The sequence below is a fragment of the Pedobacter sp. Hv1 genome, assembly GCF_001412215.1.
Classification (GTDB): Bacteria; Bacteroidota; Bacteroidia; order Sphingobacteriales; family Sphingobacteriaceae; genus Pedobacter.
Genome location: NZ_LLWP01000008.1, coordinates 350,601 through 376,188 on the forward strand (window position 1 = coordinate 350,601; position 25,588 = coordinate 376,188).

Below are 25,588 nucleotides of genomic sequence, written 5' to 3' on the forward strand. Positions count from 1 at the left end.
AAAACAATAGATTATTCTTTTAACTCACTCTCTTAGTCTGCATCAACAAATTCAATGCTTCTTTAAACGAGCCTGCCCTAATTACCTCACCTGCGTTAACAAAAAAGATTTCATCTGCATTTTCGATGGTATTTAAACGGTGTGCAATAATGACCAAGGTTGTTTCTTGAGGCAATTTTTCTAAAATTTTCTCTAACAACTGTTCGGTTATGGTATCTATGTTCGCCGTGGCTTCGTCTAAGATGAGTAATGCGGGCTTACGTAAAAAGGCACGCATAAAAGCGATCAGTTGTTTTTGACCCAAGCTCAATTGTGCACCACCTGCTTTTACCTCAGTCTCCAGACCCTCATCAAATACATATAATAGTTCAGCCAAACCAGCTTGGTTGATCTCTGCTAAAAACTCATCGCTTGTTAAACCTACATACAAGTCGTTCCCATACAGGATATTTTCTTTTACCGTACCTGTAAAAAGCAAAGGTTCTTGTAAAATGAATCCGATCTGTTGGCTCCGTTCTGCTGCGCTATAAGTTCTGATGTCTCTACCATTCAAAAACACCTCTCCCTGCAGCGGATCATATAACCTGGCCATTAAAGAAGCGGTAGTGGTTTTACCACCACCAGTTGGCCCCACAAAAGCATAGATTTTACCGGGTTGTAAAGAAAAACTGATGCGGTGTAAAATCTCTTTCCCATTAGGATAACCAAAATGAACATCACGAAACTCCAATAATGGAGCTGAAGGATTGTCTTTTACTTTCGATTCTAAAATGGTGAGGTTGTTCTCTTGTGCCAACATTTGCGAGATTCTATCCCATGAGGCCAAAGCAGTTTGTAAACTTGTCCACAAGGTGGCCAATTGCCTGATAGGATTGTAAAAATTGGTGGCATAGGCAATGTAACTGATCAATAGCCCTACGGTTAAATTACCCTGCCCAATTAAATACACTCCATAACTTAGTACCAACAACTGGGCAATATTAGAGAAAAGACTAAATACAGGCATGAATATCGTGCCCGCTATACCTGCACCAATTGCGGTTTGATAGTTCTGCTGGTTGGCTGTTTCAAAGCGTTTCCTAAAATAATCGCGACGGTTAAAAGCCACTACCACCTTAAAATTATTGAGACTCTCTTGGATCTCTGCACTTAACAAGCCTACACTTTTTAAACTGGCTGCATTTTTTTTGCGTACCCAAGGCGAAAGCCTATTCACAAACAGCCAAATGACCAATGCAGGCAAAATGGTAACCACACCCAGTTTAAAGTTAATGATCAACATGAAAGAGCCTGCTGCCAACAACATAAAAATACTGCTCAAAAACTGCAATAAAGCTTGAGAAAAGAATTGGTTCAAACGATCGGTATCTGAGTTGATCCTAGAGATCAAATCGCCAGCCTTGTTCTGGTTAAAAAAGGCTACTGGCAACTGTTGCACTTTATGAAATACAGCATTGCGCAAACCAAATACAATGCGTTGGGCTACCCCACCCATTAAACGGGTCTGGGTATAACCTCCCACAAAAACCACTGCATACATGGCCAACAAAATACCCGAAAACAAGAGCACCCCATTAAACTGCTTGGTGACGATATAATGGTCAATGGTATAACCAATAATTAATGGCCCTGATAAGTTGATCCCCGTATTTAACAGCATGATCAATAAAGCCAGTACCAGATTACGTTTTTCGGCCCCAGCTACCGCCAACAAGGTTTTCAGCTCTTGCCAAATTGGCTTTTTCTCTGCCGACTTGCCTGTGTTATTGAGGTTATAATTCATAACTGCTGGTACTCAATTGAGATTGATATAATTGGATATATTCTGGACTTCTACTCATCAATTCTTGATGTGTTCCTTTGTCCAATAGTTCGCCCTGCATCATTAAAATGATCTGATCATAATCTTCAACAGCGGCTATTTTCTGGGTAACCGAAATCAAGGTCAATGCAGGGTAATTATGCTGAATATTTTCTAGAATTTTCTTTTCTGTTTGTTGGTCTACCCGAGCGGTAAAATCGTCTAACAACAAAATTTTTGGATCAATGGCCAATGCCCTTGCCAACATGATCCGTTGTTGCTGACCACCAGAGAGGTTGAGACCTCGTTCAGAAACATCGGTATTTAGCCCTTCGGGCAAGGTAGCAATAAATTCCGTTAAGGCTGCACTTGCAATTGCTTTTTGCAACGATTCGTCGGTTACCAAAGTAGAGAAAGCCATGTTCTCTTTAAGGCTCATGTTAAACATTACGCTGTCTTGAAATACAAAAGCTAGCTGTCTGTAAAAAGCATCTTGTTTAAGGTCTTGGATCAAATGTCCATCAAACCTGATCTCTCCACTATCGGCCTTTGCCATACCTGCCAATAAACTTAACAAAGTTGTTTTGCCCGCTACGGTTGGTCCTACAATAGCTACTTTGGAACCTGCTTGTACTTCGAAACTGATATTTTTGAGTACATTTTTTCCTCCATAGCTCAAGTTCACCTCAGCTACCGTTAGTGCTCCGCTCAATGCAACATCAACTGTGCCTAGATCTAAACTATCGGGCGCATCCAATACCTTTGCAATACGCCCATAAGAAACTGTGGCTTGTACAATCACATTGCTCATGAAACCGATCACCAGAATTGGGAAGATGAGCATAGCGAGATAACTGTTAAATGCGGCCAGATCGCCGATACTCATTTGGCCATAAATTACCAAATGACCACCATAAGCCAAAATAACCAATGCAGCTATACTTGCCGTAAAAGTAATGATAGGAATGAGCCAGGCAAATAGTCTAAGAATCGACAAGCCTAGGTCTCTTCCTTTGATGCTTGATTCTAGAAATTTATCATATTCTAAACTTTGTGAGTTGACCACCCTGACCAAAAAGGCGGCAAGAATGCTTTCGCTAATCACCTTATTTAAGCGATCTATCACTTCTCTACTTTTCTTGTACAGTGCTTTTACTTGTTTAAGTACCAAGTAAAAAGTAACACCAATGGTAGCCGTAATACAAATCACGATGAGACCCAACTCCCAATCGATGCTGAATAACAAAATAGCAGCCCCGATAATAATCACCAGAGAAGAAACGATGGAAACAATAGCCTGCGATACAAAGGTTCTAATGGCGTCTACATCTGAAGTAAGATTAGTCAATAATTTTGCGGGGTCTTGTTGGGCAATAAAACCAGTACTTTGTTTAGAGATTTTAGTAGCCAATTGAGTACGCAGGTCTCTTGCCACCTTCTCTGATGCGTAGATTTGAATAATACTCTGAAAATAGCCTAATATAAATACCATTGCGGTAATTCCCGAAAATTGCCACATGGCTTTTTCTAGTGTAAACTGCTGATGGGATAGGCCATCTATTACCCCACCAATAATTTTGGGCAGGAGCAAACTTAGTCCATTACCTACAAGGGCCAAAAGCAGCAATAAGACGATAAGACCAGCATAAGGTCTAAGTAGTTTAAGCATAAAGCTAAGGTATCAACAAAGCTGCATCTTCAAAAGATTTTTTTGATTTAAAATGGAAAGCGGAAAGCTCAAAGCTTAAAGTGGAAAGCACAAGGCTTAAAGCATGGCATCCACTTAACAAAAAAAGGTTCCGATAGTAAGCTACCGGAACCTTTTTAAAAGTTTGAATTGATAAGTTAATTTAATTTACACCCATCCATTTTTTACGAACAGTCATTTGCAATGGAGTTGCATCTTCTTTTAATGTCGCTTTTAAGCGAAGGCTAGGGTTTGCCGTTAAGGTTAAAGAAAGTTCCTTTTCTAAACCATCACGTTTAACTTTAACCACCAATACTTCGCCAATTTGTTTTTTAGCAAACACTGGTAAAGTTTCGAAAGACAAGGCAGGAGTTACCCTAATGTCTTTCATCGCGTCGGCAGTGCTGACCCCATCAATACTCAAAATTTCATCATTTACATTTAATCCACCAACCCAAGCAGCAGAATTTCTGCTTACCGAACTTACAGTTAAGCCCTTGGCAAATGCCAATGCAGCCCCTACTGATGGTTTATTTGGTGTTGCATTTTCCGTAGAGATGTTGATACCTGCATAATCGAAATATTTAGCATATTCTACATCATTAGTACCATTTACATATTTAGCCCAGAAATTGGTAAAGCTAATGCCACTGATCTTTTCTACCATTGCTTTAAATTCTGCATCGGTATAACCACGTTTCAATGTTTTGCACTGCAAGTACATGGCTCTCATTACATCATCTAAGCTTTTGGCTCCTTTGGTAGCATTGGTAATTTCTAAATCCATCAATAAACCCACTACTTCACCTTTGCTGTAATAAGAGATGAAAGTATTTTTTGAGTTTTCGTTAGGACGATAAGCACCGTTAATCCAAGCATCGAAACTTGAGGCCGCTGCCGAATTGATCTTGGCACCTTGCGAATTCACAATCGTACCTACTGCTCCTGTTAAGTCGGTTGCAAAACCCTCTGGAGTTACAAAACCTGCTCTTAACATGAACTTATTTTCATAGTATGAAGTAAAACCTTCAGCAATCCATAAGTTAGTGGTGTAATTTTCATTATCGTAATCGAATGGACCTAAAGCAATTGGACGCAATCTTTTCACATTCCATAAGTGGTGATACTCATGTGCTACCAAGCTTAAAAAGCCTTTGTAACCTCTTTCTGTACCATAGGCATTACGAGAAGCACCTAAAACTGTAGAGTTTAAATGCTCCAAACCACCACCACCTTGTGCGTAGTTGTGTACAATGAAAGTATAATGTTTGTTAGGGTTTTCGCCATATACAGCAGTTGCCTGCTCTACAATCTTAGCCATGTCAACCTTTAAACGTTCTTTATCGTAATTGCCACCACCATACATGGCCACTTCATGTTTTACACCAGCAGCCATAAAGTCAAATACCTCTTGGGTACCTACTTCAATTGGGCTATCGAATAAAATATCAAAATCGGCTGCTCTATAGGTAAATTTTTGTCCAGCAACTGGCTCTAAACCTGTGCTTACTTGGTTCCATGTTCCGAAAGGCACAATCTTTACCGTACTTGGCGTTTTAATCATCCCAGCTGGATACATAAAGATATTGGCCGATGATAAAAATGCATGAGAAGCATCGATAAATGCTGTACGTACCGAAATTTCGAAAGCATATACCCTATAATTTACTTTAATGGCATTCGCTTTGGCATTGTACACCCTCCAAGTATTTTTGGTTACTTTTTCTACTTTCACTGCTTTTCCACCAGCAGTAGCACTAAAGCTCTCCACACTTTTGGCAAACTCACGTACCAAGTAAGAACCTGGTGTCCAAACTGGCATTTTTAGATCGACATAGTTTTTGGTGGCAATGCCGGCCATGTTCATTTCTACTTCTGCATAATGAGCCTGAGGTTCTTTAAAGCTAATTTCGAAATCTATTTTAACTTGAGATTTTGCTGCCATAGTAACTGATAGTAGAATTACTAATCCTAAAATTGTTTTTTTCATTCGTATAATTATTTTTTGGTTATTCAAAGCTTATCAAAGCGTTGTTTATGATCAAGTTGTAGTTGATTTTACAAACATAACCATAAATGTTTTGTGGCAAATTTATAATTTCTAACTTTTCTTTGGCCGTAATTTATTAAATATGCTGTAACATACTTAGTACATCAAAAGATAAGACAAACAAATAAATAATTTTGTGCGTTAACCTAATCATATTCACTCTAATGAAAATCAGGTATATTGTTTACATACTACTTCTTATAGGTATTGCCTATTTAGTTTACTATAGAATTTCTGAAAACAAAAAAATAGAGGCCGAAGGAGCCGGAGGCAAAGGCGGCCCAGGTGCTAAAGGCGCAAAGGGTGGTAAAGATGGCAAGGGTGGAGCACCCGGCATGACTGTAGAAGGTATTGTAGTAGAAACTACTTCTTTTAATAGCGACCTAGAAATTTCTGGCAGCATAGAGGCTAACGAATCGGTAGTTTTAAGAAGCGAAGTTTCTGGCTTGGTTACAGGCATCTTTTTTAAAGAAGGCAGCAATGTAAACAAAGGAGCAGTACTGGTTAAAATAAATGATAGAGATATACAGGCACAATTACGAGATGCCTTAACCAAACAAGAATTATCAGCCACCAACGAAAATAGAGCTAAACAACTTTTACAAAAAGATGCCATTAGCCAAGAAGAATACGATACCGCTTTAGCAGGGCTCAAATCTTTACAGGCACAAGCAGCCTTGATCAGGGCACAATTGGCAAAAACATCGTTAATTGCTCCGTTTAGTGGCAAAATTGGACTAAGATCAATTTCTGTGGGCGATTACCTCACTTCATCAACTGTAATTGCAAACTTGTTAAGTACCAACCCTATCAAAGTGAACTTCTCCGTACCTGAAAGATATGTTGGGCAGATTAAAATGAACTCTGAAATCTCCTTTACTACTGATGCTTCGGGAAAAGTTTATAAGGGAAAAGTTTTTGCCATAGAACCCGGCATTAACCAACAGACCCGTACCTTACAAATTAAAGCGCTGGCTCCAAATGCAAGTGGCGAACTGATCCCTGGTTCTTTTGCCAAGATCAAATTGGCTTTAAGCACTTTGCCTAATGCTATACTCATCCCTACACAAGCGATCATTCCTGTGCTTAAAGGTAAAATGGTTTACATTAGCAAGGATGGGAAAGCCAAACAGGTTAAAGTAGAGGCTGGCACGAGAACAGCTGACCGGATTGTGATTACTTCGGGTTTAAGTGTAGGCGATACGGTTTTAACCACTGGCGCCATGTCATTAAAACCTGATGCTCCTGTAAAAGTAAAATTGCCAAAAACTAAGGAATGAGCATTTCAACCACCAGTATTAAACGCCCGGTTCTTGCCATTGTAATGAACCTTGTGATTATCCTTTTTGGGGTAATTGGCTATAACTTTTTAGGCATCCGCGAATATCCATCCATCGATCCGACTGTGGTATCGGTACGGACTTCGTATCCTGGGGCCAACTCAGATATCATCGAATCGCAGATTACAGAACCGCTAGAGAAATCGATCAACTCTATCGATGGGATCAGAAATATTTCCTCGTCAAGTAACCAGGGAACAAGTAACATCACCATCGAGTTTAACTTGGATAAAAATATTGATGAAGCTGCAAACGATGTTCGTGATAAAGTATCGCAAGCTGCACGTAGTTTACCTAAAGATATTGATGGTTTACCCACGGTAAGCAAGGCCGATGCCAACTCTGATGCGATTATCTCCATGACCATCCAGAGTGATAAAAGAGGGGTAACCGATTTAAGTGATTTTGCCGAAAACGTAATTGCCGATCGAATCCAGACCATTCCGGGAGTAAGTAGCGTACAAATTCAAGGGCAAAGAAAATATGCCATGCGTATCCGTATCGACCCTAATAAATTGGCTGCTTACGGTTTAACTTCACAAGACATTGTCTCTGCACTAAATACAGAAAACGTAGAGCTTCCTTCGGGTAAATTAACTGGAGCCGCTACAGAATTGACCGTTAAAACCTTAGGAAAACTAAGCACTTCCGAACAATTCAATAACCTGATCATTAAAAGCGACAGCAATAATGTAGTTAAACTTCAAGATGTTGCGCTAACCGAAATGGGTTCTGAGAACGAAGAAACGGTATTGAGAGAATCTGGAAAACCAATGGTAGCCGTGGGCATTATTCCACAACCTGGTGCCAATTACCTAGATATTAGCAAAGAGTTTTACAAACGTTATGATAAGTTGGTGGCCGATATGCCGCAAGACATTAAACTGAACGTTTCGTTAGATAGCACCCTATTTATTAAAAAATCGGTTACCGAGGTGGCAGAAACCATTCTCCTTTCTTTGGTATTGGTAATTTTGATCATCTACCTTTTCTTTAGAGATTGGGCCATTGCTTTTAGACCCTTGATCGATATTCCGGTATCATTGATTGCCACATTTTTTATCATGTACATTTTTGGGTTTTCTATCAATGTATTGACCTTATTGGCTATTGTACTGGCTACTGGTTTGGTGGTAGATGATGGAATTGTAGTAACCGAAAATATCTTTAAAAAAGTAGAGGAAGGTTATTCTCCTATTGAGGCTGCAATTAAAGGATCAAACGAAATCTTTTTTGCGGTAATCTCCATTTCCATTACGCTTGCGGCTGTATTTTTACCCGTTATTTTCTTACAAGGATTTGTTGGACGGCTCTTTCGAGAGTTTGGGGTAGTAATCGGTGCCGCCGTACTCATTTCGGCATTTGTGTCGTTAACCTTAACGCCAATGTTGAATGCCTATTTGATGAAAAAAGGCGGACACACTCCTTCTAGGTTCTACAATTTTACAGAGCCTTATTTCGTAAAGCTGAACGAATCTTACAAAGAAAACCTGAATAAATTCTTAGGCAGAAGATGGCTGGCTGCACCTATTATTATTATTTGCGTAGGCTTAATTGTGCTCTTTTGGAAACTCTTACCCAAAGAAACGGCTCCTTACGATGATAGAAGTGCCATTAACATGAACGTAAGTACACCAGAAGGTTCGTCGTTTACGTATACTGATGGTTTTATTTCTACACTGAACAAAATGATCATCGATTCGGTGCCCGAAAAAAATGTATTGATTACCATTACCTCGCCAGGTTTTGGTGGTGCCGGCGCTACCAATTCGGGCTTTTTACGAATGGGGTTAACTGATCCTAGTCAACGTGAACGCAGTCAAAAACAGATTGCGGATAAACTGACCAAGATCACCAAAAAATATTCTGAAGGAAAAGTAACCGTTACCCAACAACCTACTATTTCTGTGGGCAGACGTGGTGGCTTACCGATCAGTTACATTCTACAAGCACAAAACTTTGAGAAACTGAGAGAAAAAGTGCCTTTGTTTATGGACGAGGTATCGAAAGATCCTACTTTCACTACTTCTGATGTGAACCTTAAGTTTAACAAACCAGAGATCAACCTTACCATTGATAGAGACAAGGCTAAAAACCTAGGCGTGTCTATTGTAGACATTGCCCAAACCTTACAATTAGGGCTAAGTGGACAGCGTTTCTCTTATTTCTTTATGAATGGTAAACAGTACCAAGTAATTGGACAGTATGATGTGAGCGACCGTAAAGATCCTTTAGACCTCAGTTCTGTTTATGTAAGGAACAATAAAAATCAATTGATCCAATTAGACAATCTGGTTTCGGCCAAAGAAGAAAGTAGTCCGCCACAGCTCTATCGAAATAACCGTTTCATTTCTGCTACCGTTTCTGCAGGTTTGGCTCCGGGTAAAAGTATTGGCGATGGGATTAAAGCTATGGACGACATTGCCGCCAAAGTTTTGGACGAAAGTTTCTCAACCGATCTTAGTGGTGAGTCGAGAGATTTTCAAGAAAGTTCTTCTAATACCATGTTTGCTTTTGGTTTAGCGTTACTATTAGTTTATCTGATCTTATCGGCGCAGTTCGAAAGTTTTAAAGACCCTATCATTATCATTTTAACTGTACCAATGGCGGTAGCCGGTGCCTTTTTATCGCTCTGGTTATGTGGTCAAAGCTGGAATATCTTTAGCCAAATTGGAACGATTATGTTAATTGGTTTGGTAACGAAGAATGGTATCTTGATTGTAGAATTTGCCAATCAATTGAAAGAACAAGGGAAACCTGTACAAGAAGCCATTAGAGAGGCGGCTGTTTCTAGGCTTCGTCCAATTTTAATGACAAGTATGGCCATTGCCATTGGTGCATTACCTATTGCCATGGCTTTAGGTGCAGCAGCAAAAAGTAGGATGAGTATGGGTACCGTAATTATTGGAGGTACATTGTTCTCATTGGTATTAACCTTGTTTGTAATTCCTGCCATCTACTCTTATTGGAGTAAAGAACACAAAGAGAATAAGGATTTAAAAGAATCATTAGCGGCAGCAGAAGCTGATGAAGCGCAGTCAAAAAAATTAAATGATTAAGATGAAGACCAAGTACATGATATGCTTTATCGCCCTATGGCTGGCAGCTACAAACCAGCTAGCCTTTGCGCAAGAAAGATTAAGCCTACAAGATGCCATTGGTATTGCTTTAAAAAACAATTACGATATCAAACTGGTAAACAATGAGGTTGCCATTGCTAAGAACAATGTAAACCTGGGCAATTCGGGTATGCTACCTGTTGCAGTAGGTAGTTTTAGTACTGGCGGAAGCAGACAGAACACTGTACAAACCCAGTCTACAGGTACAGAAAGAGTAACAGATGGTGCCAGAAGTACCAACATGTCTTATGGGCTAGGTTTAGATTGGACAGTTTTTGATGGTTTTAGGATGTTTGCCAATTACGACCGACTAAAGGCGCTAGAACAACAGGGCAAAACAGTTGCCAAAGCACAAATATTAACCACCATCTCTGATGTAGTTACCGCTTATTACAACTTGGCCAAGCAACAGCAGTTAGTAGCCGCAGCAGATAGTGCCATTGATATTTCTAATTTGAGGTTAAGAATTGCCAATAACAAATTAGACTTAGGTCGCGGTTCTAAACTCGATGTGCTTTCTGCCAAAGTAGATTACAATACAGATACTTCTGCTTATTTACAACAGAAAAACCTACTGGCTACCTACGCGGTTACCTTAAACCAATTATTGGCCAGAGATGTGAATACCAAGTTTGTGGTAGCAGACCAGATTGATGTTGATCAGGCCCTTAATTATGCTACACTAACTGAGCAAATGGCTTCGTTAAATCCAGATCTACAAAATGCTTTCATCAGTAAAAAAATTGCCGACTTAAATTTAAAACAGGTAAAAGCCGGTCGTTATCCTCAAATTAGTTTAAACAGCGGATACGATTTTAACAGAAGCACCAGTCCTACTGGCTTTAACACCAAGTTTAGAGCCAATGGTTTAACGTATGGAGTAACGGCAAGCATCAATATCTTTAATGGCTTTTTACAGCGCCAGAATGAGCGAAATGCTAAAATCGCCATTAACTCGTCTGAAATAACCTATGATAAAGTAAAACAAGATATCAGTGCCCAGTTGGCGAGTGCCTATCAAAACTACAGCACTTATCTAGAACTGGTAAAATTGGAAAGAGGCAATGTTGATATTGCCAAACAGAACTTAGACATTACTTTAGAAAAATATCGTTTGGGAAGCATTGCCCCATTAGAACTCAGAGAGGCGCAAAGAAATGCCATCAATGCCAATAACAGGTATTTAGAAGTGCAATACCAATCTAAATTGTCAGAAATTATATTAAAAGAGCTTAGCGGAACGCTAAATATTCAATAAATTCCTATTTTTAGTCCATGATTTTAGTTGCAGATAGCGGGTCGTCCAAAACAGACTGGATGGCATACAGTCCAAACCATACACTTTCTTTTAGCACGCAAGGCATTAATCCATATTTTGTAAACGCACATGATGTGGTGAGGATTCTAAGTAAAAACCGAGATCTTTCTGCCTATGCCACTGCCATTAAAGAAGTTTATTTCTTTGGTTCGGGCTGCTCCACTCCTGATAAACATGAAATCATTTCTAATGGACTTTCTTCTTTTTTTACCAATGCCTTTATCAGTGTAGACCACGATCTAATTGGTTCGGCTTATGCTACCTGTGGCGATAAAAAAGGGTTGACCTGTATTTTAGGTACTGGCTCTAACATTTCTTATTTTGATGGGGTAAATGTGCACAGTGGTAAACATGGCTTAGGTTATGTGTTGGGCGATGAAGGTTCTGGTACCTTTTTTGGCAGAAAGGTATTAACCTCCTATTTATACCACACCATGCCTGCTGAGTTGAGCGAAGTTTTTGCCAAAACTTTTGAAGTGAACAAAGATATCGTGATCAATAACATTTATCAAAAGCCTTTCCCTAACTCATACTTGGCTACTTTTAGCCGTTTCATGATTGCCCATAAAGCACATCCATTTATTCAACAAATGCTCAAAGAAGGCTTTCAAGAATTTATAGACACCAATGTAAAAGATTATAAGGCCTATAAAACTTTAGAATGCAATTTTGTAGGCTCTATTGCCTACTATTATCGCGATGAATTGAGAGCTGTATTTGCCGAAAACAACATTAAAGTGGGTAAAATCTTACAAAAACCCATCGAAGGCATTTATGATTATATTCTCAAAAGAGAAGGCATAACTGCCTAATCTGAGCTTAAAAACTCCCTTTTAACTACTCCTTAAATCAACTGAAAACAGTTGGTTTTCAGCTCCATTTTAACACGGTCAATTTTGGCTATTCCTAGCCTTTTGCTGCGTTCAAAACACCTTCCATCATCTTACTAATAGATACGTAATAAAATTGGTTTTTTCTTGACCATTTTATTCATTTTACGCTCTTAGCACAACTATAATGAATAAAATGAATGGGCATTAGGGCCTAAACAATAATTAGTTTTACTGATAACAATAGCGGTTTAAACCCGCCTGCGTTGCTTTAAATTAAATTTTCGCTCCCTCTTGTTCACGATTAAAGCTCCATATCGCCTGTTCATTTTGATACTGTTCACAGTATTGATGTTCGCTCTGAACAAGGAGGTGAATGGGCAGACTAAGACCTACCTTACTGGGCAAAAAACTGGGAATAAAGTACAAGCAGGTAGTTTGATCGGACTGGGTACTGGCAGTGCTGGCTTATCGGCACCAATGTCAACAGAAGCATGGGGCTGTGGCCTATTAGGTGCTCAAACAAATGAATTCAGGTTTTATTATGCTGATCAAACTATTTTAACAGGTTCAACCTCAAATTCTACGACAATTACCGCATCTCGAAATTTTGGTTTAGCGGGGCTACTTGGCTCTGGAGCAGACACTTACCTGCAATTCAGAAATACAGCCAATGCAACAATTACAGCAAATACTCCAACTTATTTCAAACTGGGAGGACGCCCAACTAATACTGGAATAACTTTGGCCGTTGGCGGATTACTTGGTATTGTAGAGTTAAACAGCATTACAGGTACAGCTTATTCAGGTGCCAGCAATTATAAATTGAATACGGCAACCACCAACGCACTTTGCAGCAATCCTTATAATGGTCTTGAAAATAACGGTTCGGTGGCGGGCACTTCAACTACAAAATTATTGTTAGATGCTGCTGGTGATTGGTATGCGAAGGTAACACCTAATGCAGCCTATAATGCCGTAAGGTTAAATGTAGCCTTTCCAACAGATTTAAGCCTTGCCAATGTTGCTGCAGAAATCAATGTCAATGTATATCATGCATTTACCGAAACAGATGGCGGCATTTGTAATACCAGTCCACAATTTACCAGCCCAGGAGAAGCCCTTGGAGGCATTACCCTGAACACAGCCGGAGTAGGCGGTCTACAATTAAGTCAGTTGGTGGCCAACCCACAACAGGCCATTAATGGAAACGCTGGCGACTATTCTTCATTTTCTTCTGGATTAGCCAGCGTTGGGGTAGCCAACCAAGTAGCTCAAAGTTTCTATTTTGACCATAAGGCGACTACAGAAGATGGGGTAAGACTGCAACTCGGTATCCAAGGTAGTTTGATCAATTTAGGTCTCCTTAAGCTCACTACCATTAAATTTAATGCCTACAACGGTACTTCAACTACACCCGTTTACCAAAGCAACTTAAATGATTTGGCCACCTTGTTACAATTAAACCTGTTAAACCTGGTCGTAATCAACGGAAGTCCAAGTCATAAAAAACTGGACTTTGTCTTTAAACCAGGTGTTCAGTTTGATCGACTGGAAGTTGTATTTGATCAAGGAGTAGCTGCTGTTGGGGTATTGGGCGATGCCTTGCGCATCTATGAAGTTAATTTGGCTCCTGCCCTTCCCACAATTACACTTCAACCTACCACTGCCAATTCTACCAATATCTGCGAGGGAAGTAACGCAGGTTTTAATGTTACGGCAACAGCTGCTACCAGCGGTGTAATTACGGGTTACCAATGGCAATACCTTAATGCAGCAGACAGTACCTGGGTTGATGCTCCTTCTGGTACTACCAGCGCTTTAACTGTTACGGCAGTAACCAATGCCATGAACAACAGGTGGTATCGGGCTAAAATACTTGGCGGCAATGCTTCCTGTCCGGGAGAAATCTACTCTAATGAAGTTAAATTGACAGTAACCCCAAGAGCTGTAGCAAGCGATATTACAGCTTTAGGAACCACCGTTTGCCCCGGCATTTCATCAACCTTAACGGCCAGTACATTAACAGTAGCCAGTCCTTCCTTTAAATGGTACAGCAATGCGGCATTAACCGGAAGTCCCTTATCCTCAACCAATCAGCTCACCGCTGCCCCCACCATAACCACATCTTATTGGGTTACCGTGCAGGGCACAGGCAAGTGCGAGAATGCCCCCAATACGGCAAAACAGGTTACAATAACAGTTAATTCGCTACAACCGCCACCAGTTTTAACCATCTCTTCGAACTAATTAATCTCTAAATATCTAACACTTAAAAAACAAACAACATGGAAACAAAATCTACTCTTTTAAAATCAAGCTTGTTAGCTTTGCTTTTATTCATTTCAACTTCTGCCTTTTCAGCAACTTATTATGTGTGTGTTGGAGCCACCTTAAATTTAAGTGCACCTGTTGTAGGTGGTACAACTTACATGTGGGATGTTAAACAAGGAGGGGTATCACTTGGTGGATATCCGAGTGCCACTGCCCCAACAAGTTTACCAGCTGTGGGTACTTATCAGGTTATTTTATTAACCACATTGGCTGATCCATTGCTTTGTGCGCCTAATAACGTAGTGAACGATTTTATTGTGCTACCTGCCTTAACGCTTACCATTGCTGCACCAAGCAACCCTAGTTATTGCGGCTCTTCGTCTACTGTTAACACTTCGGTAATTACACCAACTTTAGGGGCATTTCCAACTGGAGCACCATATACTACAGATTTAGATGCAGATTATACTTACAGTGTAGTTAAAGATGGTGGTGCCCCTGTAAACGGGACAACTATTGGTACTATTAATGCTACTACTGGTGCATATACCCTTACAACTGCAGTAGCAGGTACTTATGTAATTACCGGCACAGTAAAGTACAAACAAAAAGTAGGTTTTACAGGAACGCTATTAGGTACTTCAGGCTGTCCAACAACTTCTACATCTCGAACAGTGATTGTAACCGGCGCACCAGCAGCACCAGTAATTACCATCAGTGCGAGTTAGTTAACTATTGATCATCCATGTTTAGCATAAGAATAAGTATTGTAGCAGGTCTGCTGTCGCTTTTAGCGGCAGCATGCTTTGCGCAATCTGGTTCTTCGCAAACGGTAACGATCACACCAGGCTCGTCCATAAAATTTAAGGCCAATGCTGTGAATGTGAGCACTTACCAATGGCTCAAAGATGGAGTGATGATGCCAGATGGCAAATCTGCAACCTATATCGTTTCAACCGCAGGCAAATACACCGTAATTACCTATAACAATGAAGGTTGTGCATCACCGCCTTCAGATCCGGTGATTGTAGTTGTAGACCAACCAAACTCTTCTATTACTGCCGATATGGCCATTACCAAAGTGTCAGAATTGAGAGCTGTAAGCACCAATGACCCATTTGAATACACCTTGAATGTCAAAAACTATGGACCAAAAACAGCCAACATGGTGAAGGTTCAAGATATACTACCCATTGGTTTAACATTTGAGAGTCTAATCAATCCATTGGTAGGTACAGCAACCTACAATCTCGATACCAGAACAGTTACCTGGAACATTCTACAAATGGATAGCAGTGCCACTGCTGATCTAAAAATCAAAGTCAAAACCAATAAATATGGGATCTATAGAAATACAGCTACAGTTGCTGCAAATGAGATTGACCCCAATTTGGCCAATAATACGGCTACTGATGTGAAACCCGTACTTGGCATTACCATACCCAATGTTTTTACACCAAACGGCGATGGTAAGAACGATACCTTCGAAATTGTTGGCCTAAATCTTTATGAAACCAACGAAATTAAGATCATCAACCGTTGGCAAAGTCCCGTTTATGAGAAAAAAGGGTACCAAAATGATTGGAGAGCCGATGGGTTAAGTGATGGCACCTACTTCTATGTGCTTAAAATAAAAACACCTACTAACACTTGGCAAGAATTTAAGGGTTACGTTACTGTAATTCGTTAATGATCGGCCAATTTTAACCTGGGAATTATGAAAAGGATTGTTTTAACTTGTCTATTTTACCTGCTGCTGCTCCCCTTATTCGGGCAGCAAAATGCACAATATGGTCAATACATTTTTAATGGGTTATATATCAATCCGGCTTATGCAGGTTATAAGGATGAAATCTATATACAAGCGTTTTTCAGGTCGCAATGGACAGGCATAAAGGGTGGTCCACAAAGTTTGTCGGTTTCTATGGATGCTCCAGCACATAAAGGGAAAATTGGACTGGGCGTTATTGTAACTAAAGATAAAATAGGTGCTCAAAGCTCACTCAATGCCGTGGGCAGTTTTGCCTACCGGATCAAACTTGACCGCGAAGAGACCAAGACACTTGCCTTTGGACTGGGCGTGGGGGTAACACAAATCGGCTTAAATGGCGAACTACTTGACCCAACTGATATTGGTGATCTCCGCATTCCTATTGGCTATGAGAAAAGAACTGCACCCGATGTAAGGATAGGCGTCCAATATACCTCAGACCGCTTTTTCTTAGGTTTTTCTGCTAACAACCTCGTTTCGCAATATTTAAATGCGGCCAAAGACTTCAATATTTTGAACATGAAGATCCAACCTCATTTTTACCTCACTTCTTCTACTTTCTTTAAACTCAATGCAGACCTGATCTTCAAACCTGCTGTTTTGATCAAAGACGATCTGCATGGACCAACTTCTATGGACCTGAATGCCTTTTTATTGTTTAAAGAAAAGGTATGGGTGGGAGCTTTGTACCGTACTTCTGTTAAACTCTATCCTAAAAAGAACCTTCAAAATGACTTGTCGAACCAAAGTGCCGTTGGCTTTATTACAGAGTTTTTCGTCAAACGGAACTTTAGGATTGGCTATGGCTACGATTACAGTTTGAACAAATTGGCCAATTACGACAATGGCTCTCATGAAATTTCTATAGGTTATTATTTGAATACCATCAGAAGCCAAAAGAAATTGTGCAACTGTTTTTAAGCTAATAAAAAGCCTTATAATTAATGGTAATCGGGAAGGTTACAACTTGAGCAGTTTTCACTTCAAAAGCGTTAATTTCACCATTGCCCTCAAACAGATTTGCAAATAACTTCCCTTCCTCTTCTACTGTAAAAACGGAATATTTACCAGGTTTTAATTTGCACTGGAAATAACCTTCTTTATTGGTTTTTATAGTAGCTATTAACTTTGTTTTGATATGGGTAAACAAAGGAGCTTGTCCTTCGGCCTCATTTAAATGTGTAATTTCATAAATATGAAGGGTTTGTTCTATAGGTTTACCAGTACCTCTATTAGGTGCATCGGGTGATGGCATCACATTGCCTTGAACCCATAAAACTCGTCCAAAAACACCTTGTTTAATACTTGGTTTTCCATCTTTAATGGTTAAGCAAGCGGTTAAAAACAAACTAAGCCCTGCAAATAAAAATATTATTGTATATTTCATATCAAATTATAATGCCATCTACTTAATCCTAAACGCACTCTATGGTAAAAAACATCTACCTAAAGCTATGTTTTCTTACATTTCTCTCTCTATTCTTTATAGCGTACTCCAATTCTTATGCCCAAATTGTTAACAAAGAAACCAATGTAAGTTTTTTAAGCCAAAATGCACTTAGCTTACAGCAAAAATTAGACAACAACAGGCAAATGGCCTTTTCTGTTGCAAAAGACAAGGGCTGGGAAACTTTAAGAGTGACCAAAAAGGGTGATATCATTGCCCTACAAGGAATTGACGATTTAGGCCTTCCGATTTATTACATTACCTACAACAACAGTATAGCCGCTGCTACCACTGGAACCAACAAATTATATGCAGGTGGCTCATTGGGTTTAAATTTAAGTGGCAGCACTATTGGCAATGGTAAGGTTGCCATTTGGGATGGTGGTGCTGTGCTTCTGACCCATGTTGAGCTGATCAATCGTGTAGTTACCAAAGACAATGCCACCACTACCTCTACACACTCAACCCATGTGGCGGGTACCGTAATGGCTACCGGACTTTATGCTGCTGCTAAAGGAATGGCTTTTGCCCTACCTCAATTGTATTCTTTTGAATTTAATAACGATGCTGCCGAGATGTCGGCCAATGCCGCTACTTTACTCATTTCCAACCACTCTTATGGGTCAATTTCTGGTTGGAACTACAACGACGATGTTACCCCTGCCCGCTGGGAGTTTTGGGGCGCTGCCGATGCCAATGAAGATTATAAATTTGGCTATTATAGCAACTCTGCTAAAGATTGGGATCTGATCTGTTACAATGCCCCTTATTACTTACCTGTAAAATCTGCCGGGAACAATAGAAACGAGAATGGCCCAGCAGTTGGCTCTCCTTATTACCGTTACAACACCTCTGGAGTTATGGCCGATGCCGGAAATAGACCTGCAGGCATCAGTTCTAACAATGGTTATGATATTATTGCAACCACAGGTACTGCTAAAAATATTTTAACCGTTGGCGCTGTTAATCCATTACCTTTCGGACCAACTTCTCCTTCCAGCATTCAAATCTCCTCTTTTAGCAGTTGGGGTCCAACAGACGATGGAAGAATTAAACCAGACATTGTTGGCGATGGCGTAAGCGTAACTTCTACCAGCAATGCCAGTACTACCGCTTATACTACCTTATCCGGAACATCAATGGCTGCTCCAAATGTAAGTGGTTCTTTAGTGTTGTTACAGGAGTTATATAGTCAGAAAAATAGTGGGGCTTACATGAAATCGGCTACTTTAAAAGCATTGGTTATAGGTACGGCTACAGAAGCAGGCAATAATCCAGGCCCAGATTACATTTATGGATGGGGGCTACTGAACATGGAAGATGCCGCTAAAGCCATCTTAAATAAAGGCGATAAAAGTATCATTGCCGAAAATACCATTGCGCAGGGAACCACTCAAACAATTAGTATAGTGGCTTCTGGTAATGGCCCATTGATCGCTACTATCTGTTGGACAGATCCTGAGGCTACACCAGTTCCAACTTCGGCAGCTTTAAACAACAATGCCGCTCGTTTGGTTAACGATCTTGATCTGAAGGCCACTCAAGGTGCTACAACCTATAGACCTTGGGTACTTAACCCTGCCAATCCTGCTGCTGCTGCAACCACAGGAGACAATTTTAGAGACAATGTAGAACAAGTATATATTGCCAATGCAACACCAGGCAAAAGTTATACTTTTACCGTAACACACAAGGGCACTTTACAACGTGGTCCACAGGCTTTTTCTTTGGTAGTAACTGGTACTGGAGGCACTGCTTATTGTACATCTGCTCCAAACAGCACAGCTGATTCTAAAATCAATAATTTTAAATTGGCCAATATAGACAATACTACGCCAAATACAACTTGCACCAGTTATTCTGATTTTACGGCACAAACCATCGAACTAGAAAAAGGGAAAACTTACCCACTTAACCTGATACTGGGCACTTGTGGTGCCAATGCCGATAAAATTGCCAAAGTATTTATAGACTGGAACAATGATGGCACTTTTAATACTACCGACGAATTGGTTGCCACTAGCAATGTGATTAATGGCACAGGAAATTTCACAACCAATATTACAGTTCCGCAAACGGTTACCATTAATAATTTCTCTTTATTGAGAGTGGTTTTAACAGAAACAAATGTAGCCGCCAATGTATTGGCTTGCGGATCTTATGCAAAAGGTGAAACACAAGATTATAGGGTTAAGTTTTTGAATCCTTCAATTGATGTCGCACTGAAAGCCATTGTAGATCCAACTGCCATGGGCTGCGCAAACCCAACACAAAACGTAAAGGTTACCATTAAGAACCTGGGTACACAAAGTATTACCAATGTACCTATTACAGTAACCATTACCGAAAATACCACTACTGTAGCTACCTTAAATACTATTTATACTGGCACACTTAGCGCATTAGGCGAAACAGATGTAATGTTATCGGGCAGCTTTAATGCCCAAGCTGGAAAAACCTACACCATGGTGGCCAAAACAACGCTTAGTACCGACCCCATATCGGCCAATGACCAATTGAGTGCTACACTACAAACCAGCACGCCTCCTGTAGTAACCGAAAGTAATGCCTATTTATGTAGTACCTTAAATACTTATGGCTTAAAAGCCAGCACTAGTGGCACTGCGTTTTGGTATAAAAACAATACAGACCTCAACCCTGTGGCATTTGGCAATGCAGCTATTGCAACAACGCAACCAGATAACAATACTTATGCTGTTGGCGTAAATGACTTTAGGGCTAATATTGGAGCTAAAAACAAAAATGACATTGGCGATGGTGGATACAATCAGTTCTCTCCGGGCATTATGGTAAATGTACTTGCTCCCATGACCATTGAAAGCGCCAAGCTTTATGTAGGCAATTCGGGACAGGTGAGGTTTACCGTAGTCAATGCCTCTGGGATTGCCCTTTCCTCAACTTTATTAAGTGTAACAGCTACCAAAGCGGTTCCAGGTCCTGATGCTACCGCTAATGATCTTGCCGACCAGGGACAAACCTACCCACTCAACCTTAATTTTCCGAGTGCCGGGGCTTATACCATTAACGTTGAATATCTAGGAGGAGCAACACTTTTTAGAAACAATGTATCCAATACCACCTATCCTTATCAAACCGCATTAAATATTTTCAGCATTACTGGAAATACGGCTACACAAGATGGCAATGCCAATTATTTTAAAACTTTCTATTATTACCTGTATGATATCAAAGTGAAATCTGGAGGATGTTTAGGTGGGGCAAGGGTACCTGTACCATTGAGTAGTGCTGTAATTACACAAAATGGGAACCAATTGTCATCAAGCGCAACAAGTAATAACCAATGGTACCTCAATGGAAAAGCAATTACTGGGGCTACCAACCCATTATATACTGCTGTTCAGAATGGCACCTATTATGTAGAAATTACCCTTGCAAGTGGTTGCACCTTAAAGTCGCAAGAAATTAGCATCTTCAACATCACTGTACCTACAGGTGACAATGAAATTAACCTCAAGACCTATCCTGTACCTACAAATGGCGAGTTAAATGTCTATTTCGAGGTGACACAAAAAAACAATGTGTCTATTATCTTGAGCAATTTATTGGGGCAAGTTGCCTTTAAAGAAGAAAAGGTAAACTATAGTGGCATTTACACCAACAAAATCAATCTTAATTCGTTTGCCCCTGGAGTATATGTATTAAAAGTGAAGGTTGGCAACAAGGTTTATAACAGAAAAGTATCCTTAATTAAGTAAGCTAAAACGGATACTTTAAAAGATACGAGTGCACAAAAAAGCCCATCCTTAAAATAAGGATGGGCTTTTTTTATCATTCTATTTGACTATAACTTGAAGGTTACACCAAATCTACCACCACTTAAGTTACTACCACCACCAAACTCTAAATTCACACCGAATTTATCAGTAAAGAAGTATCTACCACCAGCTTGAGCATCAAAGCCAATACCTGATGAGTAAGTATCTGGATAGCTAGTACCATTACCATCTTTATAGCTAAAGTTGTAATAGTTTAAACCTAAACCAGCATATAGATCCCATTTCTTGTCAATGTTTAAGATTCTATTGAAATGGTAATTTCCTTTTGCAGATACACCAATTGCAGATAACTTATAGAAGCTATAGCTTTTTGATTGGTAAGAAACTTCTCCAGCAACCGAGATATCCTCGTGTACACCAAATTCAACTCCTACATAAACTGGCGTTGCAAAAGAGCTAAAGCCTAATCCAGCATTTAATACTGTTTCACCCTTTTTGATCGGGTTTTGTGCGAAAGCTACAACTGTAGCTAAGCAAAGTGTTGTTAAAATAAAAATTTTCTTCATAGCATTGTTTTTTTTAAGTAAAGGACAAATATATTATTTTATAGTAATATTAAAAACGTTAAACAATTTTCATGCCTAATATCAATTATTTAAGATAAACAATTAAATTTCAATACATCGAAACATTTTAACCCTAAACCTTACTATCCGCTTCGTAGGCTATTAAATTCCAATTTCCTTTTGCATCTTTCTCATAATCAACCCTATAATTTGATGATGGCGGAATAGTAAAATGAAAGCTAAAATTTTTTGCTTCCGCATTTTTAGGAATAAAATGATCCTTAATTGCATTAGCTGTTGCTTCAATCTGTTCTTTTGAATGTGTTTTCATCCTTAATCTTTGTATTGTCCAAATTGATGTTCAACAAACTCACTTTCATTACCTGTTCTATCAACCGCACTTACTGCATAGGCAGATAAGAGAGTCTTGTCCTTTCCTGTTGTTCCTTTATTAATAGCCATCAAGATATCTAAAACAGCGTCGTTGCGGTTCATGATCTTATAGCTCCATTTTTCGCCATATTTAAAATAAACCACCCACTTAAATACATCCTTAGCTTCTGGATGGCTCCACTTGATCTGGAGTAAAGAATCTTTGGGCGCTACTGTTACAATTGGTTTTAACGGTGCTTTATTATCTAGCCATTCGCTACTCGGTACAAGTGCTTGTTTTTGGTAAGGCCCGTCTAGCAAACCTTGTCTTAATTTTTCGTGTTTTACCAAGGCTGCAATGCTCCAATGTAAGGCGCCTTTGCTTTGAGGAGTTATCCCTCTGGTAATCATAATCTGGTTGATCACCTCATCCACATTTTTATCATCACCTCCCAGTCCAACATTCATTCCTGGCCATAAATGTCTGCTTTTGGTATTTTCAGATTGCCACCAGCCTAATAAAACCGGAAAGCTTAGTTTTTGAGCATTCACTGTCCAATACAACTGCGGACTAAAATAATCTATCCACCCTTTGTTTAACCAAAGTTTGGCATCGGCATACAATTTATCATATTGGTCCATTCCTTCAATAGATTCTGGATAACCTGGACGCCAGATTCCAAAAGGGCTCAATCCAAATTTTACATATTTCTTTTCGGCCTTAATTTCTTTATATACTCTTTCTATAAATTTATTTACACTTTCTCTTCTCCAATCGCCTCTGGTTAATTTACCCCCACTTTTCTGATAGGTATTCCAACTTTGATCATCAGGAAAATCTGCACCTCCATTATAAGATTCGTACGGATAAAAATAATCGTCGAAATGCACCCCATCAATATCATAACGTTTTACAATATCTCTAACTACTGCTGCAGAATGGTCTTGAACTTCTTTTTTGGAAGGATCCATCCAATACTGACCATCTTTTAATTTAACTACGAGTTCTGGTTTTGATTTGACAACAGAAGCAGCACTTTCTTCGCCACCAGAGCTATGGTGTGCCCGATAAGGATTTAACCATACATGCAATTCTAAACCACGATCGTGAGCTGCTTCTACCCAAAATTTTAATGGGTCGTAATAAGGCTCTGGGCCTTTGCCCTGTGTACCTGTTAAAAAGTACGACCAAGGCTCTAAACTACTTTTATATAAAGCATCTGCTTGAGGTCTGATCTGTAAAATGGCTGCATTAAAATTTAATCGTTGTAAAAGGTTAAGCAGGTCTATGGCTTCCTGTTGTTGCTCAGCACTGCTCAGACCTGGTTTGCTGGGCCAATTGATATTGGCTACACTTGCAATCCAAGCTGCCCTAAATTCTTGCATGGCCTTTGGTGGCCTACTCTTTAATTCATCGGGTTTTTGTGCTTTTGTAAATTGGCAAAAAACTAAGCTGAAGAGCGCAATAACTAATGTGGTTCTTTTTAACATAAGGATCAATTTATAAAAAAAGCATCTCGATCAATTGAGATGCTTTAGCTATTTATTTAAAATATTTTAGTTTACTCCGCCTTTGCGGGTAGCCTTTGTTGGTACTGGCCATTTGCCTGGCTCACCATTTCTTGGGTTTGGAGGCAAAACGCTTCTTACTTTTGAAGTTGTTGCAGGATCTTCGCAAGCCATGTAAACCAATATGGCGGTTAAGATGGCGTTACTTCTAACATCATCAAATACAATTTTATCATAAGTATCGCGGTTGGTATGCCAAGTATAGTTTCCATAAGACCAGCTATTTGAGCTTAGCGAAAAAGCAGGTGCACCAGCAGCTACAAATGAAGCATTGTCTGAGCCACCACCACTTGGAGAACCGGGGAAAGAAGTTTTAATTTCATTTCTAATCTCTGCCGGAACTTTGGCCAACCAACGTGTAAGGTAATCGTAGGCATTTAAAAACCCTTGACCAGAAAGGTTCACTACCCTTCCTGTTCCGTTATCTTGGTTAAATAAGGCCTGGATATTTTGTACAATTTCAGGATGATCTTCTACAAAAGCCCTTGAACCATTTAAGCCTTGTTCTTCACTTCCCCAATGCCCTACCAAAATGGTTCTTTTAGGATTAGGATAGATCTTTTTAAGGATACGCATGGCTTCCATCATGGTAATTGAACCTGTACCATTATCTGTTGCACCTGTACCACCATCCCACGAGTCGAAGTGGGCAGATAACATCACGTATTCATTTGGTTTTTCTGTTCCTTTAATTTCTGCAAGGGTATTGAAAGTTGGCACCATACCTAATTCTTTTGAATCTGTACGTACGCTGATTTTTGGTTTAATACCCGACTCTGTTAAACGGTAAAGTAGGCCATAATCTTCTAAAGAAATATCTATTGAAGGAATTTTGGTTGTATTTGCACCAAAAATTTTATTTACACCAAAACCAGATGACCAATTGCTAGTTACTACACCTAAAGCACCATTCTGCTCAAATGCCAAGGCCAAAGCTTTTAAATTTAAACCAGTTTTGCTAATACGCGAACGCCATGCATTGGTTTGTGCGGTTCTATCTTTTTTCATTTTCTCAAATGATTCTGGAGTAGCAAACTCTTGCCAGTTATAATCTGGGCGACCAGTTGGCTGGTTCATAGAGAACATTACAAATTTTCCTTTTACATTTTTGATCCAGCTGGTAAAAGCAACCGAATCTGGTAGATCAGGATAAATGATCATTTCGCCTGTTAAGGTTTTACCATTGGTACTTGGGCTCCAACCCAACTGCATACCTTCTAAAGATTTAACTCTTGGATAAACCATGTCGATATGAGAAATACCTCTTTCCCATCCTTTCCACTCGCCCCATTGTTCATTTTTTGCAGGAATGCCCCAAGCTGTATATTTAGCTATAGCCCAATCATTTGCCTGTTTCATTTGTGGTGTACCCACTAAACGCGGCCCGATCTGATCTAAAAGTTCGTGCGCCAATTTTTCTAGTTGAGAGTTTTCAGTTGCTTCTTTTACAATTTTCTCAATAATTGGATCTTTGCTTTGGGTTTGCGCAAAGGTAATGCTGCTGCTCAGCATTGCCGCTACAAAAAAGAGTTTAGTAGCCTGCCCAATTACAGATAGGTTTAGGGAAGTTCGGTTAGTTTTCATTATTTATCTGTTAAATAGTTTAGCCCGAAAGATAAGACTTTGTGCTTGTTTTAACAATAAAACAAAACCCCTAGAGGCCTTTTAACGCTTCTAGGGGTCTAC

The 25,588-nt window shown here is 39.7% G+C and carries 17 protein-coding genes; 9 read left to right on the forward strand and 8 right to left on the reverse strand.

What is annotated here, in order from left to right; genetic code table 11:
• Nucleotides 1-19: 19 nt before the first annotated feature.
• The 3 genes from AQF98_RS15835 to AQF98_RS15845 all read right to left on the reverse strand — a co-directional run bounded on the left by AQF98_RS15835 (nt 20) and on the right by AQF98_RS15845 (nt 5,478).
• A complete protein-coding gene (locus AQF98_RS15835; protein WP_055132926.1) occupies nt 20-1,783 on the reverse strand; it encodes an ABC transporter ATP-binding protein in 1,764 nt (587 codons plus the stop codon).
• Nucleotides 1,773-3,470 (reverse strand): ABC transporter ATP-binding protein, encoded by a 1,698-nt coding sequence (locus AQF98_RS15840; RefSeq protein ID WP_055132927.1) that lies wholly within the window; start codon nt 3,468-3,470, stop codon nt 1,773-1,775. The genes AQF98_RS15835 and AQF98_RS15840 overlap by 11 nt, the downstream gene beginning before the upstream one ends.
• Before the next feature lie 181 nt (nt 3,471-3,651).
• Nucleotides 3,652-5,478, reverse strand: coding sequence for a M61 family metallopeptidase (locus AQF98_RS15845; RefSeq protein WP_055132928.1), 1,827 nt, complete (start codon nt 5,476-5,478; stop codon nt 3,652-3,654).
• 224 nt (nt 5,479-5,702) lie between these two features.
• Between AQF98_RS15845 and AQF98_RS15850 the strand changes: the two genes are divergently transcribed.
• The 8 genes from AQF98_RS15850 (at nt 5,703) to AQF98_RS15885 (ending at nt 17,111) form a co-directional block, all read left to right on the forward strand.
• Entirely contained in the window at nt 5,703-6,818 is a 1,116-nt protein-coding gene (locus AQF98_RS15850; protein ID WP_055132929.1) for an efflux RND transporter periplasmic adaptor subunit, read from the forward strand.
• Nucleotides 6,815-9,937: an efflux RND transporter permease subunit gene (locus AQF98_RS15855; RefSeq protein WP_055132930.1), complete on the forward strand. Its 3,123-nt coding sequence runs from the start codon at nt 6,815-6,817 to the stop codon at nt 9,935-9,937. The genes AQF98_RS15850 and AQF98_RS15855 overlap by 4 nt, the downstream gene beginning before the upstream one ends.
• A gap of 1 nt (nt 9,938) precedes the next feature.
• Nucleotides 9,939-11,255 (forward strand): TolC family protein, encoded by a 1,317-nt coding sequence (locus AQF98_RS15860; protein WP_055132931.1) that lies wholly within the window; start codon nt 9,939-9,941, stop codon nt 11,253-11,255.
• 17 nt (nt 11,256-11,272) lie between these two features.
• Entirely contained in the window at nt 11,273-12,127 is an 855-nt protein-coding gene (locus AQF98_RS15865) for an N-acetylglucosamine kinase (protein WP_235524244.1), read from the forward strand.
• 348 nt (nt 12,128-12,475) lie between these two features.
• Nucleotides 12,476-14,395 (forward strand): hypothetical protein, encoded by a 1,920-nt coding sequence (locus AQF98_RS15870; RefSeq protein ID WP_235524245.1) that lies wholly within the window; start codon nt 12,476-12,478, stop codon nt 14,393-14,395.
• Nucleotides 14,396-14,433: 38 nt separating this feature from the next.
• A complete protein-coding gene (locus AQF98_RS15875) occupies nt 14,434-15,147 on the forward strand; it encodes a hypothetical protein (RefSeq protein WP_055132933.1) in 714 nt (237 codons plus the stop codon).
• 17 nt (nt 15,148-15,164) lie between these two features.
• On the forward strand, nt 15,165-16,109 hold the full coding sequence (locus tag AQF98_RS15880; protein ID WP_055132934.1) for a gliding motility-associated C-terminal domain-containing protein: 945 nt from the start codon (nt 15,165-15,167) through the stop codon (nt 16,107-16,109).
• 27 nt (nt 16,110-16,136) lie between these two features.
• Nucleotides 16,137-17,111 (forward strand): type IX secretion system membrane protein PorP/SprF, encoded by a 975-nt coding sequence (locus AQF98_RS15885; protein ID WP_055132935.1) that lies wholly within the window; start codon nt 16,137-16,139, stop codon nt 17,109-17,111.
• 1 nt (nt 17,112) lies between these two features.
• On the opposite strand, the gene AQF98_RS15890 is transcribed toward AQF98_RS15885, so the two are convergent.
• Nucleotides 17,113-17,577, reverse strand: a complete 465-nt coding sequence (locus AQF98_RS15890; RefSeq protein WP_055132936.1) for a hypothetical protein — start codon at nt 17,575-17,577, stop codon at nt 17,113-17,115.
• A 41-nt stretch (nt 17,578-17,618) separates the two neighbouring features.
• Here AQF98_RS15890 and AQF98_RS15895 point away from each other — a divergent pair, with 41 nt between their 5' ends.
• Nucleotides 17,619-21,374 (forward strand): S8 family serine peptidase, encoded by a 3,756-nt coding sequence (locus tag AQF98_RS15895; protein ID WP_055132937.1) that lies wholly within the window; start codon nt 17,619-17,621, stop codon nt 21,372-21,374.
• 86 nt (nt 21,375-21,460) lie between these two features.
• Here AQF98_RS15895 and AQF98_RS15900 read toward each other — a convergent pair whose 3' ends face one another.
• From AQF98_RS15900 to AQF98_RS15915, 4 genes are all read right to left on the reverse strand, one after another.
• Nucleotides 21,461-21,961, reverse strand: coding sequence for an outer membrane beta-barrel protein (locus AQF98_RS15900; RefSeq protein WP_055132938.1), 501 nt, complete (start codon nt 21,959-21,961; stop codon nt 21,461-21,463).
• 133 nt (nt 21,962-22,094) lie between these two features.
• Nucleotides 22,095-22,292 carry a hypothetical protein gene (locus AQF98_RS15905; protein ID WP_055132939.1) on the reverse strand — a complete coding sequence of 66 codons (198 nt, stop codon included), beginning with the start codon at nt 22,290-22,292 and terminating at the stop codon, nt 22,095-22,097.
• Nucleotides 22,293-22,294: 2 nt separating this feature from the next.
• Entirely contained in the window at nt 22,295-23,824 is a 1,530-nt protein-coding gene (locus tag AQF98_RS15910; RefSeq protein WP_055132940.1) for a glycoside hydrolase family 10 protein, read from the reverse strand.
• A gap of 66 nt (nt 23,825-23,890) precedes the next feature.
• Entirely contained in the window at nt 23,891-25,486 is a 1,596-nt protein-coding gene (locus AQF98_RS15915; RefSeq protein WP_082435112.1) for a M20/M25/M40 family metallo-hydrolase, read from the reverse strand.
• Nucleotides 25,487-25,588: the final 102 nt, after the last annotated feature.